Source organism: Streptomyces sp. NPDC052064 (genome assembly GCF_055585925.1).
This window is the reverse complement of the sequence record NZ_JBVJJE010000005.1, coordinates 90,331-104,283: the sequence shown is the minus strand read 5'-3', so window position 1 is coordinate 104,283 and position 13,953 is coordinate 90,331. Positions and strand designations below refer to the sequence as shown.

At 69.9% G+C, this 13,953-nt stretch carries 12 protein-coding genes; 11 read left to right on the top strand and 1 reads right to left on the bottom strand.

The window, feature by feature from the left end; all coding sequences use genetic code 11:
* Positions 1–235: 235 nt before the first annotated feature.
* The 8 genes from ACZ6TU_RS14960 to ACZ6TU_RS14925 all read left to right on the top strand — a co-directional run bounded on the left by ACZ6TU_RS14960 (position 236) and on the right by ACZ6TU_RS14925 (position 10,503).
* Entirely contained in the window at positions 236–1,513 is a 1,278-nt protein-coding gene (locus ACZ6TU_RS14960; RefSeq protein ID WP_469549195.1) for an ROK family transcriptional regulator, read from the top strand.
* Positions 1,514–1,733: 220 nt separating this feature from the next.
* Positions 1,734–2,999 carry an ABC transporter substrate-binding protein gene (locus ACZ6TU_RS14955; protein WP_467669621.1) on the top strand — a complete coding sequence of 422 codons (1,266 nt, stop codon included), beginning with the start codon at positions 1,734–1,736 and terminating at the stop codon, positions 2,997–2,999.
* Positions 3,000–3,019: 20 nt separating this feature from the next.
* A complete protein-coding gene (locus tag ACZ6TU_RS14950) occupies positions 3,020–3,985 on the top strand; it encodes a carbohydrate ABC transporter permease (protein WP_467669619.1) in 966 nt (321 codons plus the stop codon).
* Positions 3,982–4,878, top strand: a complete 897-nt coding sequence (locus ACZ6TU_RS14945) for a carbohydrate ABC transporter permease (protein ID WP_467669617.1) — start codon at positions 3,982–3,984, stop codon at positions 4,876–4,878. Before ACZ6TU_RS14950 ends, ACZ6TU_RS14945 begins: the two co-directional genes overlap by 4 nt.
* Positions 4,879–4,890: 12 nt before the next feature.
* On the top strand, positions 4,891–7,755 hold the full coding sequence (locus ACZ6TU_RS14940) for a glycoside hydrolase family 2 TIM barrel-domain containing protein (RefSeq protein ID WP_469548603.1): 2,865 nt from the start codon (positions 4,891–4,893) through the stop codon (positions 7,753–7,755).
* A 139-nt stretch (positions 7,756–7,894) separates the two neighbouring features.
* Positions 7,895–8,890 carry an ABC transporter ATP-binding protein gene (locus ACZ6TU_RS14935; RefSeq protein ID WP_469549193.1) on the top strand — a complete coding sequence of 332 codons (996 nt, stop codon included), beginning with the start codon at positions 7,895–7,897 and terminating at the stop codon, positions 8,888–8,890.
* A 1-nt stretch (position 8,891) separates the two neighbouring features.
* On the top strand, positions 8,892–9,695 hold the full coding sequence (locus ACZ6TU_RS14930; RefSeq protein WP_467669613.1) for an ABC-2 family transporter protein: 804 nt from the start codon (positions 8,892–8,894) through the stop codon (positions 9,693–9,695).
* Position 9,696: 1 nt separating this feature from the next.
* On the top strand, positions 9,697–10,503 hold the full coding sequence (locus ACZ6TU_RS14925) for an ABC transporter permease (RefSeq protein ID WP_467669611.1): 807 nt from the start codon (positions 9,697–9,699) through the stop codon (positions 10,501–10,503).
* Positions 10,504–10,524: 21 nt separating this feature from the next.
* Here ACZ6TU_RS14925 and ACZ6TU_RS14920 read toward each other — a convergent pair whose 3' ends face one another.
* The gene (locus ACZ6TU_RS14920; RefSeq protein WP_469548599.1) at positions 10,525–11,805 is read right to left on the bottom strand and encodes an MFS transporter; all 1,281 of its coding nucleotides are present in this window, start codon (positions 11,803–11,805) and stop codon (positions 10,525–10,527) included.
* 78 nt (positions 11,806–11,883) lie between these two features.
* On the opposite strand from ACZ6TU_RS14920, the gene ACZ6TU_RS14915 reads away from it, so the two are divergent.
* From ACZ6TU_RS14915 to sigJ, 3 genes are all read left to right on the top strand, one after another.
* A complete protein-coding gene (locus ACZ6TU_RS14915) occupies positions 11,884–12,012 on the top strand; it encodes a hypothetical protein (RefSeq protein WP_467669607.1) in 129 nt (42 codons plus the stop codon).
* Positions 12,013–12,145: 133 nt separating this feature from the next.
* Complete coding sequence (locus tag ACZ6TU_RS14910; RefSeq protein ID WP_467669605.1) at positions 12,146–12,913, top strand: hypothetical protein; 768 nt, start codon at positions 12,146–12,148, stop codon at positions 12,911–12,913.
* Between the two features lie 118 nt (positions 12,914–13,031).
* Complete coding sequence (gene sigJ / locus ACZ6TU_RS14905) at positions 13,032–13,946, top strand: RNA polymerase sigma factor SigJ (RefSeq protein ID WP_469548593.1); 915 nt, start codon at positions 13,032–13,034, stop codon at positions 13,944–13,946.
* Positions 13,947–13,953 lie beyond the last annotated feature (7 nt).

The window sequence follows — 13,953 nt, the reverse complement described above, 5'->3', positions numbered from 1 at the left end:
CGTCCACACCCCGGTTCCGCACGCACCCGGGTTCCGCACACGCCCTGAGACGACACCACACCTGGCGTGCCACCTGAGGCATCATGAGCAGGCTGTGTTCGGCCACCACCGGCCCTCACCAGCAGCGCACTTCATAAAACCCCTTTCCTAACCCCTTGTCGAAAGTCCCGGCAGCCCATAGCCTTGCGCCGCGCCGGTGCCGACGTCGACCCGGCCCGAGCCGGCCTGGGAAGGGATGGGCACCCCGGTGAAGCGCACGTCACGTGACATCCGCACCGCGAACCGCTACGAGGTGCTGCGCCAGATCATCGCCGAGTCACCGACCTCCCGGCAGGAGCTGGCGGCCGCCACCGGCCTCAGCCTCGCCACGGTCGCCACACTCGTCGGCGAGCTGCTCGACCTCCGCATGATCACGGAGGTCGGCTTCGAGGACTCGGCCGGCGGCCGCCCCCGGGGCCTGGTGGCGGTCAACAGCTCGGGGGGCGCGCTGATCGGCGTCGACATCGCCGAGACATACGTCCACGTCGAGCTGTTCGACCTGGGGCTGAACGTCCTGGCCCGCGCCGAGGAGGACGTCCGCCCCAGCGAGAGCCTGCCCGAGCAGGTGGTCGGGCACGTGGCGACCGCCGTCGGCTCGGTGGTCATGCAGGCCGGCATCGAGGGCGCCCGGGTGCTCGGGGTCGGGGTGAGCGTGCCGGGGCAGGTGGACCGCGCCACCGGCACCTCGGAGTACGCGCCCAACTGGGACTGGCACGACGTACCGCTGCTCGACCTGCTCACCGAGCACATCGCCTATCCCCTCTACCTGGACAACCCGCTGCGTGCCAGCGCGGTGGCCGAGCTGTGGTTCGGGGCCGCGCGGGGGCGCGGGAACGCCGTCGTGGTCAACCTCGGGACCGGGGTCGGTGCCGGGCTCGTCCTGGGCGGCGGGCTGCACCGCGGGGTGAGCAACAGCGCCGGGGAGTGGGGCCACACCACGATGGTGCTGGACGGACGCCTGTGCCGCTGCGGCAACCACGGCTGCGTGGAGACGTACGTCGGCGCGCGCGGCATCATGCTGAACCTGCGCGAGATCGGCCCCGACAGCGCGCTGCTGCACCCGGACGACCAGACGGCGACCATCGACGCGCTGGCCCGCGGGCTCGCGGCGGACGACCCGGTGGCACGCCGGGCCGTTCATGAGACCGCGCGCTATCTGGGCGCCGGCGTCGCCGACCTGGTGAACCTCTTCAACCCCGAGATCGTCGTGCTGAGCAGCTGGGTCGCCCGCACCCTGGGCGAACCGCTGCTGCACGAGGTGCGCGAGGCCGTCGCCCGGCACGCGCTGCCACGGCCGCTGGCCGCCACCGAGATCGTCCTCTCCCCGATCCCCACCGACCCGGTGTGCCTGGGCGCGGCGACGTTCGCGCTGGAAGGGGCACTCCAGTCCGTCGGGCAGAAGAACGGCAAACGCACCGCCCCCGCGAGAAGCACCACCCCCGCGCGGAGCCGCACCGTCGCTCCACCCTCGTAGCGGCGGAAGCAACTCCTCCGCCACTCCCACGTGTTCGAAATCACGAACCGGACACAACGCTTCGAACAGACTTCGTCCAACCCCTTGCCGAAGCCTTAGCCGAAGCTCTAGCGTCCCGCACCGCACCTCTCTTTGAGCCATCTGGCGCGAGCCGCCAGCTCGTGAGCCATCAGGCAGTGAGCCGAAGAGCCGCAGCCGCACTCGAGACAAGGACGTCAGCATGTCGGCATCGAGCAACATGAACTGGGACCGCCGAAACGTACTGCGGGCCGCGATGGGCCTGGCCGCCGCCGGCGGACTTGCCGCGTGCGGCAGCAACACCGGCCGGCCGAGCGGGGGCGGGTCCGGCAAGAACCTGGTGCAGTACTTCCACGCGTACGGCGAGGCGGGCACCGAGCAGGCCATCAAGAAGTACGCAAAGGCCTACGACAAGGCGAACGTGACCACGCAGTGGATCACCAGCGCCGACTTCGAGAGCAAGCTCTTCGCGACGCTGCTCACCGCCAACGCGCCCGACCTGTTCGAGTTCCACCCGCAGATCCAAATGATCAAGAGCGGGCAGGTGGCGGACCTGACCGACATCATCGAGCCGGTCAAGGACGACTTCAATCCGGCGGACATCAAGTCGCACACGGTGGACGGGAAGATATACGGCGTCCGCATGATCGACGACCCGCAGTTCTTCTTCTACCGCAAGTCGATGCTGGAGAAGGCGGGCGTCGACGTGCCGACCACGCTCGACGAGCTGATGGAGGCCGCAGCCAAGCTCACCACCGGCAAGGTCAAGGGCCTGTACCTGGGCAACGACCTGCACAGCGTCAACGATACGTTGATCTGGTCGGCCGGCGCCCAGCACCTCAACGAGAAGAACGAGATCGCCTACCACACGGACGGCGTCATCGAGGGCCTGAAGAAGATGCGCAAGCTGTTCACCAGCGGCGACCTCCTCCTCGGCGCACCGACCGAATCCTGGGACCCCTCCTCGTTCAACCAGGGCCTGTGTGCCATCCAGTTCTGCGGTATGTGGGCGATGCCGGCGATCCAGGACGCGCTCGGCGACGACTGGGGGGTCTTCCCCTTCCCGAAGGTCACGGACTCCGGCAAGCAGTCCGTCTACAACGGCGGCTGGTCGATGTTCGTCAACGCCAAGGGCAAGAACGTCGAGGCCGCCAAGGAGTACGTCAAGTGGCTGTGGATCGACCAGAAGCAGTACCAGGAGGACTGGGCCACTTCCTACGGCTTCCACATTCCGCCGCGTACCTCGCTCGCGAAGTCCGCCGACAAGCTCAAGTCGGGCAACGCCGCTGAGGGCGTCAGGCTCTTCAACGAGTTCGGGCACTTCGACAACATCGGCTGGACCCAGGCCATGCGCACCTCCTTCGAGGACGTCTTCGCCAACTGCGTCCGCAAGAACATGGACCCGGAGGCCGCCCTCGACAAGTGCGACGCGGCCGTCAACCGCGAGCTCAAGAAGCTGTTCGGATAGACCGCGGGACGGACCACGACATGTCGACGACCAAGACGCGCGACCTCGCGCGCCCCGCCGCGGCGAAGGCCTCATCGGCCAAGCCGCGGCGGGGTCTGCGGGGCAGCCCCACCTTCAACTTCTGGCTCTTCACCGGGCCGTTCCTCATCGGCCTGGGGATCTTCGTCTACGCGCCGATCCTGTGGAGCCTCTGGCTCAGCTTCTTCGAGGCACGCTTCACCGTCACGCCCGACAAGTTCATCGGCTTCGACAACTACGTGTACATGCTGACGAACGACGACTTCGTCGGCTCACTCGTCACGTTCACCGTCTTCGCCGCGTTCATCGTGCCCACCACCTGGGCGCTCTCCCTGAGCCTGGCCCTGCTGGTGAACCGGCTGCGCTTCATGCGGGCGTTCTTCCGGTCGGTCTTCTTCCTGCCGACCGCGTGCAGTTACGTGGCCGCCTCGCTGATCTGGAAGATGTCCATCTTCAGCGGGGTCCGCTTCGGCCTGATGAACACGGTCCTGAGCTGGTTCGGGATCGAGAACATCGCCTGGCTGTCCGACCCCAACCCACCCTGGTACTGGCTGGTCATCGTCACCGCACGTCTGTGGCTGCAGTCCGGCTTCTTCATGATCCTTTTCATCGCGGCGTTGCAGAACATCCCTGACGAGCTGTACGAGGCCGCCGCCATCGACGGCGCCAAGCCGGGCTGGCAGACCTTCCGGTACATCACGCTGCCCCAGCTGCGCGCCACGTCCACGGCGGTGGTCCTGCTGCTGCTCATCGCCGCCTACCAGGCCTTCGACGAGTTCTACAACCTCCTGTCGAAGACCACGTGGGGCCGTCCGCCCCTCGTCGAGCTGTACTACAAGGCCCTGGGCGAGAGCCAGGACTACGGTTCCGGCAGCGCGGGCGCGGTCATCCTGACCGTGTTGATCTGTGCCGTGACCCTGCTCCAGGGCAAGCTCATGGGCTTCGGAAGGGGGGAGGAGTCCAAGTGACCACCACGATGCCCGAGGTGCGGAAATCCGCGCCGTCGCCAGGCAAGACCCGCCGCGACAAGCGCGGTGGCGGCGTGATGAGCTCCACCGGCCTCTACATAGCCACCGGGATCGCCGGCTTCCTCTTCCTGATCCCGTTCTACCTGATCATCCGCAACGCCCTCTCCACCGAGGCCGAGATCACCGGAGAGAACTGGCAGTTCTTCCCCACGGACATCCAGTGGGGCAACATCAGCGAACTCTTCACCGACGAGACGGTGCCCTACGCCCAGTCCCTGTGGAACTCGGCGATCGTGGCCACCCTGCACACCGTCGGCGTCCTGCTGGTGTGCTCCCTCGCGGGCTACGGCCTGGCCCGCATCCCGTACAAGCACGCCAACAAGGTCTTCTACGCCGTCCTGGGTACCCTGATGGTCCCGACGGCGGTCACCTTCGTCCCGAGCTTCGTACTGGTGTCGTCGCTCGGCTGGGTGGACACCTACCGGGGTCTGATCATCCCGGGACTGTTCAGTGGTTTCACGTGCTTCCTGTTCCGGCAGTACTTCCTTGGGTTCCCCAAGGAGCTGGAGGAGGCGGCGCGGGTGGACGGACTGGGGTACTGGGGCGCGTACTGGCGCATCGTGGTGCCCAACTCGCTGAACTTCTTCGCGGCGATGGCGACCATCACCTTCATCAACGGCTGGAACTCCTTCCTGTGGCCGCTGGTCATCGGCCAGGACCCGGGATCGTGGACCGTCCAGGTCGCCCTCTCCAACTACATGACCAACCAGACCGTCGTCTTCCATCTGATCTTCATGGCCACCGCCTTTTCCATCCTGCCCCTGGTGTTCGTCTTCCTCTTCCTCCAGCGCTGGCTGGTGCAGGGGATCGCCCAGACCGGTATCAAGGGCTGAGCAAGGAGACCGATGTCTTTCCGCACCACCGTCGACTATGTCGAGGACGTCTCCCCGGGCAGCGGGGCCCTCCCGCCCCGCGCCTGGTACGCGTCCTCGGACGCGCGGTCCCTGTCCCTGAACGGCAGCTGGCGCTTCCGGCTGTCGGCGACGATCGACGCCGAGGACGACTCGTTCGCCGAGGAGGGCTACGAGGCCGGGGGCTGGGCCGAGGTCACGGTCCCCGGGCACTGGGTCCTCCAGGGTGACGGGGCGTTCGGGTCCCCGATCTACACCAACCACCTGTACCCCTTCCCGGTGGACCCGCCGCACGTCCCGACGGAGAACCCGACCGGTGACCATCTGCGCGTCTTCGACCTGCCGTCCGACTGGCCGTCGGACGGCGGGGCGGTGCTGCGGTTCGACGGTGTCGAGTCCTGCGCCCGGGTCTGGCTGAACGGCACGGAACTCGGCGAGTTCAAGGGCTCCCGGCTGCCGCACGAGTTCGCCGTCGGACACCTGCTGAAGCCGGGCGAAAACGTGCTGGCCGTGCGCGTGCACCAGTGGTCGGCCGGGTCGTACCTGGAGGACCAGGACCAGTGGTGGCTGCCGGGCATCTTCCGTGACGTGACGCTGCTGCACCGCCCGGCGGGCAGCGTCGGCGACTTCTTCGTGCACGCGTCGTACGACCACACCACCGGCGAGGGCACCCTGCGTGTCGACTCCGATGTCGACGGGCGGGTGACCGTCCCCGCCCTGGGCCTCGATGTCGCCACCGGCGAGTCGGTGACGGTCGCGGTCGAGCCGTGGACGGCCGAGACGCCGAAGCTCTACGACGGTGTGCTGGCCACCGAGGGCGAGCGGGTGCCGCTGCGGATCGGCTTCCGCACGGTCGTCCTGGAGGACGGGCTGATCAAGGTCAACGGCAGGGCCGTCCTCTTCAAGGGCGTCAACCGGCACGAGTGGCACCCCGAGCAGGGCCGCGCCCTCGACCTGGAGACCATGCGCGAGGACGTGCTGCTGATGAAGCGGCACAACCTCAACGCCGTGCGCACCTCGCACTACCCGCCGCACCCGGCCTTCCTCGACCTGTGCGACGAGTACGGCCTGTGGGTCATCGACGAGTGCGACCTGGAGACCCACGGCTTCACCGAGCAGGACTGGCGGGACAACCCGGTCGACGACGACCGCTGGACCCCGGCCCTGCTGGACCGCGCGGCGCGCATGGTCGAGCGGGACAAGAACCACCCCTCGGTGGTGTTCTGGTCGCTGGGCAACGAGGCCGGCACCGGACGCGGACTCACCGCCATGGCCGAGTGGATCCACGACCGCGACCCCGAGCGGCTGGTGCACTACGAGGGCGACTGGAACTGCCGCGACACCGACGTGTACTCGCGGATGTACGCCTTCCACGACGAGGTCGAGAAGATCGGGCAGCAGCTCGACGGCGGCACCCACAAGCGCCGCGAACTGCCGTTCATCCAGTGCGAGTACGCGCACGCCATGGGCAACGGCCCGGGCGGACTCGCCGACTACCAGGAGCTGTTCGAGAAGTACGAGCGGCTCCAGGGCGGGTTCATCTGGGAGTGGATCGACCACGGCGTCAAGCACGCGGAGCTGGGCTACGCCTACGGCGGTGACTTCGGCGAGGAGCTGCACGACGGCAACTTCGTCTGCGACGGGCTGGTCTTCCCGGACCGGACGCCGTCGCCGGGCCTCGTCGAGTACAAGAAGGTGATCGAGCCGGTCCACATCGAGGGCGACGGCGCGAACGGCATCGTACGGATCACCAACAAGCAGGACTTCGCCGACCTGTCCGCGCTGGCCTTCGAGTGGTCGTGCCAGGTGGACGGCGAGACGGTCGAGTCGGGTTCGCTGTCGGTGCCGGCGCTCGCGCCGGGCGAGAGCGCCGAGGTGAAGCTGCCGGAGCCGCCCGTGGACGGCCGGGGCGGCGAACGCCAGTGGACCGTGCGGGCGCTGCTCGCGGACGACACGCTGTGGGCCGCGAAGGACCACGTCGTGGCCTGGGGGCAGTTCGCCGCGGGGGCACGGCCGCTGCCGACCTTCCCCGCGACCGACCGGCCCGTACGCGACGGGGACCGGTTCACCCTCGGCCCGGCCGCGTTCGACGCCCGCACCGGTGCGCTGCGGTCGATCGGCGACGTCGAGGTGAGCGCCCCGCGGCTGGACGTGTGGCGGGCGCCGACCGACAACGACGACGGCGCCGAGTGGCAGACCGACACCCGCTACGGGATGCTGTGGCGCACGCTCGGCCTGCACCGCATGCGGCACCGCCTGGTCTCGGTCGAGGCGGGCGACGACGCGCTGACGGTCCGCACCCGGGTGGCGCCCGCCGCCCGCGAGGTCGGCCTGGACACGGTGTACCGCTGGACGTCCGACGGCGAGCGGCTGCGGCTGAGCGTGTCCGTGACGCCGGAAGGCGACTGGACGGTGCCGCTGCCCCGGCTCGGCGTCCGTTTCGGGCTGTCGGAGGCCGACCGGGTCGAGTGGTTCGGCGGCGGTCCGGGCGAGGCGTACCCGGACACCCGGACGGCGTCCATGGTGGGCCGCTGGCAGTCGACCGTGGACCGGCTCCAGACGCCGTACGTCCGCCCGCAGGAGAACGGCGCCCGCGCCGACGTCCGCTGGGTGGAGCTCGGCGGTCTGCGGATCGAGGGCGACCCGGAGTTCTGGTTCACCGCGCGGCGCTGGACCACCGAGCAGCTGGACGCGGCCCGGCACCGCACGGACCTCACACCGGGCGACACGGTGTGGGTCAACCTCGACCACGGGCAGCACGGCATCGGCTCGCAGTCGTGCGGCCCGGGTCCGCTGCCGCAGTACTTCCTGAACGCCGAGCCGGCGGAGTTCGCGTTCGTGTTCTCGATCACCAAGTGAGAAATCGATGTAAGAACTCGATTAATCGATTGACCAATTGATCGACATTCCGACAGGGTCGGGACGTCATCCGCGGCCGGTCGGCCCTCGAAGCCGACCGGCCGCACCTGCGTTCCCCGCAAGGAAGTTGGTGAGCCGGTTGAGTGCCGCCATCGAGGTCCGGGGGCTGTCCCGCACCTTCCACACCACCGTCCGCCGCCCCGGTTTCCTGGGCGCCGTCAGATCACTGGTCAATCCCGAGCGGGTGGCCAAGCACGCCGTCTCCGACATCACCTTCGACGTGGCCCCGGGCGAACTCCTCGCCCTGCTCGGCCCGAACGGCGCCGGCAAGTCCACGACCATCAAGGTGCTGACCGGCATCCTCACGCCCACGTCCGGCGAGGCCCGGGTCGCGGGCGTGGTGCCGTACCGGGAGCGGGAGCGCAACGCCCGCAACGTCGGGGCGGTGTTCGGGCAGCGCACGCAGCTGTGGTGGGACCTGCCGGTGCGCGAGTCGTTCGCGATCCTGCGGGACATCTACGAGGTTCCGAAGGCCGAACACGCCGCCCGGCTCAAGGAGTTCGACGACCTCCTGGACCTGTCGTCGTTCTGGGACACCCGCGTCCGCCACCTCTCCCTCGGCCAGCGCGTGCGCAGCGACCTGGCCGCCGCCCTGCTGCACGACCCGCCGGTGGTCTTCCTCGACGAGCCGACCATCGGCATGGACGTCGTGGTCAAGGAGCAGGTGCGGGAGTTCCTGCGCCACCAGGTGGAGCAGCGCGGCCGTACGGTGCTGCTGACCACGCACGACATGACGGAGGTCGAGCGGCTCGCCGAGCGGGTGGTGCTGGTCAATCACGGCCGGCTGGTCCTGGACGGCACGCTCGACGAGATCCGCCAGAAGTTCGGCTCGACCTGGCAGGTGCGGGCCACGCTCGCCGACCCGCACGCCGAGGTCGTACCGCCGCCCGGCATCACGCTGCTGCGGCGGGGCGGCGCGCAGGTCGTCTTCGGCCCCGACGGGCCCGCCGCGCCCACCGTCCACCAGGCGCTGAAGGCCGTGATCCAGCGGTTCGAGGTGACGGACATCGCCCTGGACGAGGCGGACCTGGAAGACGTGATGCGGGCCGCGTACGTGCATGCCGGGGAGGTCTGACGTGGCCGTGCCGCACGCCTGGCGCGCCGCCCGCGTCACCCCGCTCGGCGAGCTGAACGCCCCGCCCCGGATGACCGCCGTCGCGCTCCGGCTGGCCGTTCAGGTGGTGCTGGTCTGGTCGTTGTGGCGCGGCCTGTACGCGCAGACCGGCACGACCGCCGGCCTGAGCCGCGACCAGGCGGTCACGTACGCCGTGCTGGCCGTACTGGCGTCCCGGCTGCGGGAGCTGGACCAGTACGCGGGCCGGGACACGGTCCTCCAGCACATGCACTTCGGCACCATCGTCTACTGGTACCTGCGTCCGCTGCCGCCGCAGCGCTACTACGCCCTGCGGGCCGCAGGCGAGCAGCTGTACGGGCTCGCGTGGGCGCTCACGGGATACGTGATCTGCCTGGCCGCGGGCGTCGTCGAGCCGCCCCGTTCGGCCGCGGTGGCCGGGGTGTTCGTGCTCAGCATGCTGCTGGGCCAGTGGGTCCTGTACTACGTCATGCTCGTGCTCGACCAGTTGTGCTTCTGGACGGTCCGCAACACCGCCGCGATGCTCATCCTGCTGTTCGCGCAGAACCTGCTGTCCGGGGTGTACGCGCCGCTGTGGTTCTTCCCGGACTGGTTCGTGACGATGAGCGCCTTCCTGCCCTTCCAGGCCACGCTGAGCGTGCCGCTGTCGCTGTACGTGGGGCGGATCCCCCTGTCCGACGCGGCCTTCCAGCTCTCCGTCCAGGCCGCGTGGGTGGTCGTGCTGGCGTTGTTCACCCGGCTGCTGTGGCGGCGGGCCGCCCGGCGCGTGATCTCGCAGGGAGGCTGAGATGTCGGTGAAGGCTCTGCGGATCGTGTGGCGCGTCACGGCGCTCAACTTCCGCGCGCAGATGGAGTACCGCACCGAGTTCCTGCTGATGATCGCGATCGGGGCGATCTGGCAGGTGTCGGTGATCGTGTTCGCCACGGTGCTGTTGTCCCGGTTCGCCGGGATGGGCGGCTGGGACAGCTCGGACGTGCTGCTGATCCCGGCGACCCGCATGCTGGCGCACGGCCTGTTCGTGCTGTTCCTGGGGCGGATGCACTGGGCCGGCCGGCAGATCCAGGAAGGCCGGGTCGACATCTACCTGATGCGCCCGATGCCGGTCCACCGGCAGATCCAGCTGGCCTTCTTCCCCACCAACGCCATCGGGGACCTGACGGTCGCGGTGGGCCTGATGGTGGGCGCGCTGTCCCGCAGCGACCTCGACTGGTCGGCGGGCCGCATCACGTACCTGATCGCCGCCGTGCTGGGCGGCATGCTCCTGGAGGCGGCCCTCTTCACGGTCGTGGCCAGCGCGTCCCTGCGCTTCCCGGCCGCCGACTACTGGGGCCGCTGGCTGGAGGAACTCCTCGGCACGTTCGGCAGTTACCCGCTGAACGTCCTCCCCAAGGCGGTGGGCGGCCTCCTGACCTACGGTCTCCCGCTCGCGTTCGTCGCCTACTTCCCGGCAGCGGTCCTGACCGGCCACGGCCACACGACGGGCGTGCCGTTCTGGCTGGCGGCGGCCTCACCGCTGCTCGGGCTGCTGGCGTACCTGGGGGCGCGGCTGCTGTGGCGGTGGAGTCTGCGGCACTACAGCGGGATCAACGGGTGAGGGCCCGGTCCGATCCGCGGGTCAACGGGTGAGGTTCCGGCCCGATCCGCGGATCGGGGTGAACAGGGCTGTCACGGCGAGCAGGACGCAGGTCGTTCCCGCGGCCAGGGCGACCGGGGTCGTGCCCTGTTCCTCCGCGGCCCAGGTCAGCACGGCCGCGCCGATCGGTGCCGCCGCGTACTGGAGCGTCCAGAAGGCGGAGGTGACGCGGCCCAGGAGGTGCTCGGGCGTGACCTCCTGGCGCAGCGACATCGAGCAGGTTCCCGCCATGCCGACGCAGGCGAGGAACGCGGCGCTCAGGGCCGCCACGACCGGCACGTCACGGGCCCAGCCGAGCCCCGCGAAGGCCAGCCCGCACACCGCGACCGAGCCGGTCCATGTCGGGCCGAAGCCGAGGCGGCGACGGAAGCGGGCCACGAGCAGGGCGCCGGTGATGGTGCCGAGCGCGCCGATCGCCATGACGGTGCCGACCGTTCCGTCGTCGTGGCCGAGGTCGTGCTTGAGGTGGTAGATGACCAGGTCGTTCAGGCCGAGGGTGAGGAAGCTGAAGACGAACAGCAGGGCGGTGAGCGAGCGCAGCACGGGGTGGCCGTGGAGGAAGGCGACGCCGGTGCGCAGGTCCTGCCACAGGCCGGTGCGCTCCCTCTTGTGCTGCCCCGTCCGCTCGTCCGGTGTGCGCTTGCGGAACCGTACGAAGAACAGACACGCGGCCGACACACCGAAGCTGGCCGCGTCCACTCCGACCGCCGCGGCCGGGCCGGACCAGGCGGCGACCAGGCCCGCGCACAGCGGCCCGAGGACACCCGCGGCGGCGGCCGTCGCGTTCAACCGGCCGTTGGCTTCGGTGAGTTGCCCGGTGCCGACCAGGCCCCGCACGACCGTGACGTAGCCGACCGCGAACAGCATGCCCACGGCTTCGCACAGCGGCAGCACCACGTACAGCAGCCAGATCTGCGGGCCGAACAGCCACACCAGCGGGATCACCCCGTACAGCCCCATGCGCACGAGGTCGCAGGCGATGAGCAGCCGGCGCCGGTCCACCCGGTCCACCACGGCCCCGGCGAACACCGCCGCAACGACGGAAGCCGCCCCGCCCACCGCCGTCAGCAGACCCATCCGCGCGACCGAACCCGTGGCCTGAAGCACCAGCAGAGGCAGGGCGATCAGCGCGAAGGAGTCGCCGAGGACGGAGAGGGTCTGCGCGGCCCAGAAGACGCCGAAGTCCCGCTGCCGCCACAGGGGACGGGTGCCGGATAAGCCCTCGTCGGCGGCGTCCTCGCGCCGCGCCGCCCCGTGCGTCATGCCGCCTCCCTCGCGTCCCCGCTCCCTGACTCCCGGCAACCTTAAGGCTCCCCGCGGCGACCGAGGAATGTCGCACCCGTGCTCCCCAGGAGGAGCCGTGCCGCATACCCCAGAGGCCACCCGGACTACAAGACGGCCACCGAGAACTGCCTGGGCGTACCGCGCTGCGCGGGCGTCACCTCGAACGGGCTGAACCCGCAGGCGTGAGCGAAAACCGATACCGGTGGGCGGTGCGGACGGAGTAGCGTCCGCACCGTGAGGTGATCTCTCCCGCGGTGTCCCGGACACCGCAGACGCGAACCCAACCCGTACCCCTGACGTTCCGCAGGGAGAAATCACCATGCACATCACCTTGGGCAACACTCCTGACGACACACTGGCCGCCTTCACCGCACGGGCGGCCGCCGATCCCGGCGTCGTCGGACTGGTCCTCAGCGGCTCCCGGGTCCACGAGGGCATGCCGACGGTCCACTCCGACTACGACCTGCACGTGGTCCTGAGGGACCGGCATGCCTCGCCGATCGCCGAGTGGGACTGGTTCCGCTCCGCCCACCTGGACCTCGTCGTCATTCCGCTGGCGGAGTTCCGCACCCGCGGCATGCCCGGCCGCCCCGACCACTTCGCGCGCTACTCCTACGTCCACGCCGAGGTACTGCTCGACCGGCTCGACGGGACCATCGCCCGGATCCTCGACGAGAAACGGACGCTGGGCGCCACCGAGGCCCGGGCCGCCGTCGACGGCTGGCTCGACGCGTACGTCAACCAGACCTACCGCTCCCTGAAGAGCTACCGCGACGGCCGCCCCGCCATGGGCCACCTGGACGCCGCCGAGTCCGTCGCCTACGCCCTGGAGGTGCTCTTCGCCCTGCACCGCCGCGTCCGGCCCTACAACAAGTACCTCCAGTGGGAGCTGGAACGGCAGCCGCTGGGCGACCGGCGGTGGGACGCGGATCGGCTCCTGCCCGTACTGCGCCGGTTGCTCGCCGACGGCGACCCGTACACGCAGCGTGCGCTCTTCACCGACATCGAGGAGACGGCACGGCGAGCCGGCCACGACCGGGTGCTCGACTCCTGGGGGACGGATCTGGAGCTGCTGCGTCACTCGTGAGGTGCGCGACGGCCATGCCACAGTCCCCTTGCCCGCCCGCGGGCAGGGGGATCGATAAGGTCTCACCGGCCCGACGACGCGGGCCTGCGAAAGGTGAGGCGAGGGGGCGGCCGGAAGCATGGGGACTGTCGGGACCAGCACGGATGGGATAGCCGGCGAGCGACGCCAACTGATCAATGTCGCTTACCGGTTGCTCGGTTCGGTGACCGAGGCCGAGGACGCCGTACAGGATGCCTACGCACGCTGGTACGGGCTGCCACGAGGCCGGCAGGAGGAGATCCGGTCCCCCGGCGCCTGGCTGACGACGGTGACCAGCCGCATCTGCCTGGACCTGCTCGGCTCGGCTCGGGCACGCCGTGAACGCTATGTCGGCGCGTGGCTGCCCGAGCCGCTGCCCGACCGCACCGAGTGGGACCGTGCCGGCGGCGCCGGCCCCACCGGCCCTGCGGACCCCGCCGACCAGATCGTCCTGGACGAGTCGGTGTCCATGGCCTTCCTCGTCGTCCTGGAGTCGATGACGCCCGCCGAGCGGGTGGCGTTCGTCCTGCATGACGTCTTCCGGTACCCGTTCGCCGAGGTCGCCGACGTTCTCGACCGGACTCCCGCTGCCTGCAAGCAGCTGGCGGCCTCCGCCCGGCGGCGAGTGAGCGTCGCGCGCGTTCCGGAGCCGGAGACCGGCCGGGCCGACGTGGTGAGGCACGTCAAAGAGGCCTGGGAGACCAAGGACATCGCAGCCCTCGTCGGTCTCCTCGACCCGGCCGCCGTGATGACCGCCGACGGCGGCGGCATGGTCGGCACCGTCCTGCGCCCGGTCGAGGGCGGCGCGCGCATCGCCCAGTACATGGCCGCCATCGCCGACAAGGCTCCGGGGCTCGAACTCCTGGAGCGATCGGTCAACGGTCTACCGGGCCTGGTGGCCCAGCGCGCCGGCGCCGTCATGACCGTGGCCGCGTTCGACGTCTCCGACGGGCACGTCACCCGGATCTGGGCGGTCCGCAACCCGGAGAAACTGCGACCGTGGGCGTTGCCGTAGCCCCGGT

What these genes read in the sequence shown, in the direction of transcription:
- ACZ6TU_RS14960 (WP_469549195.1), top strand. Translation starts at nt 236, where the DNA reads ATGGGCACCCCGGTGAAGCGCACGTCACGTGACATCCGCACCGCGAAC.
- ACZ6TU_RS14955 (WP_467669621.1), top strand. Translation starts at nt 1,734, where the DNA reads ATGTCGGCATCGAGCAACATGAACTGGGACCGCCGAAACGTACTGCGG.
- ACZ6TU_RS14950 (WP_467669619.1), top strand. Translation starts at nt 3,020, where the DNA reads ATGTCGACGACCAAGACGCGCGACCTCGCGCGCCCCGCCGCGGCGAAG.
- ACZ6TU_RS14940 (WP_469548603.1), top strand. Translation starts at nt 4,891, where the DNA reads ATGTCTTTCCGCACCACCGTCGACTATGTCGAGGACGTCTCCCCGGGC.
- ACZ6TU_RS14925 (WP_467669611.1), top strand. Translation starts at nt 9,697, where the DNA reads ATGTCGGTGAAGGCTCTGCGGATCGTGTGGCGCGTCACGGCGCTCAAC.
- ACZ6TU_RS14920 (WP_469548599.1), bottom strand. Translation starts at nt 11,805, where the DNA reads ATGACGCACGGGGCGGCGCGGCGCGAGGACGCCGCCGACGAGGGCTTA.
- ACZ6TU_RS14910 (WP_467669605.1), top strand. Translation starts at nt 12,146, where the DNA reads ATGCACATCACCTTGGGCAACACTCCTGACGACACACTGGCCGCCTTC.
- sigJ (WP_469548593.1), top strand. Translation starts at nt 13,032, where the DNA reads ATGGGGACTGTCGGGACCAGCACGGATGGGATAGCCGGCGAGCGACGC.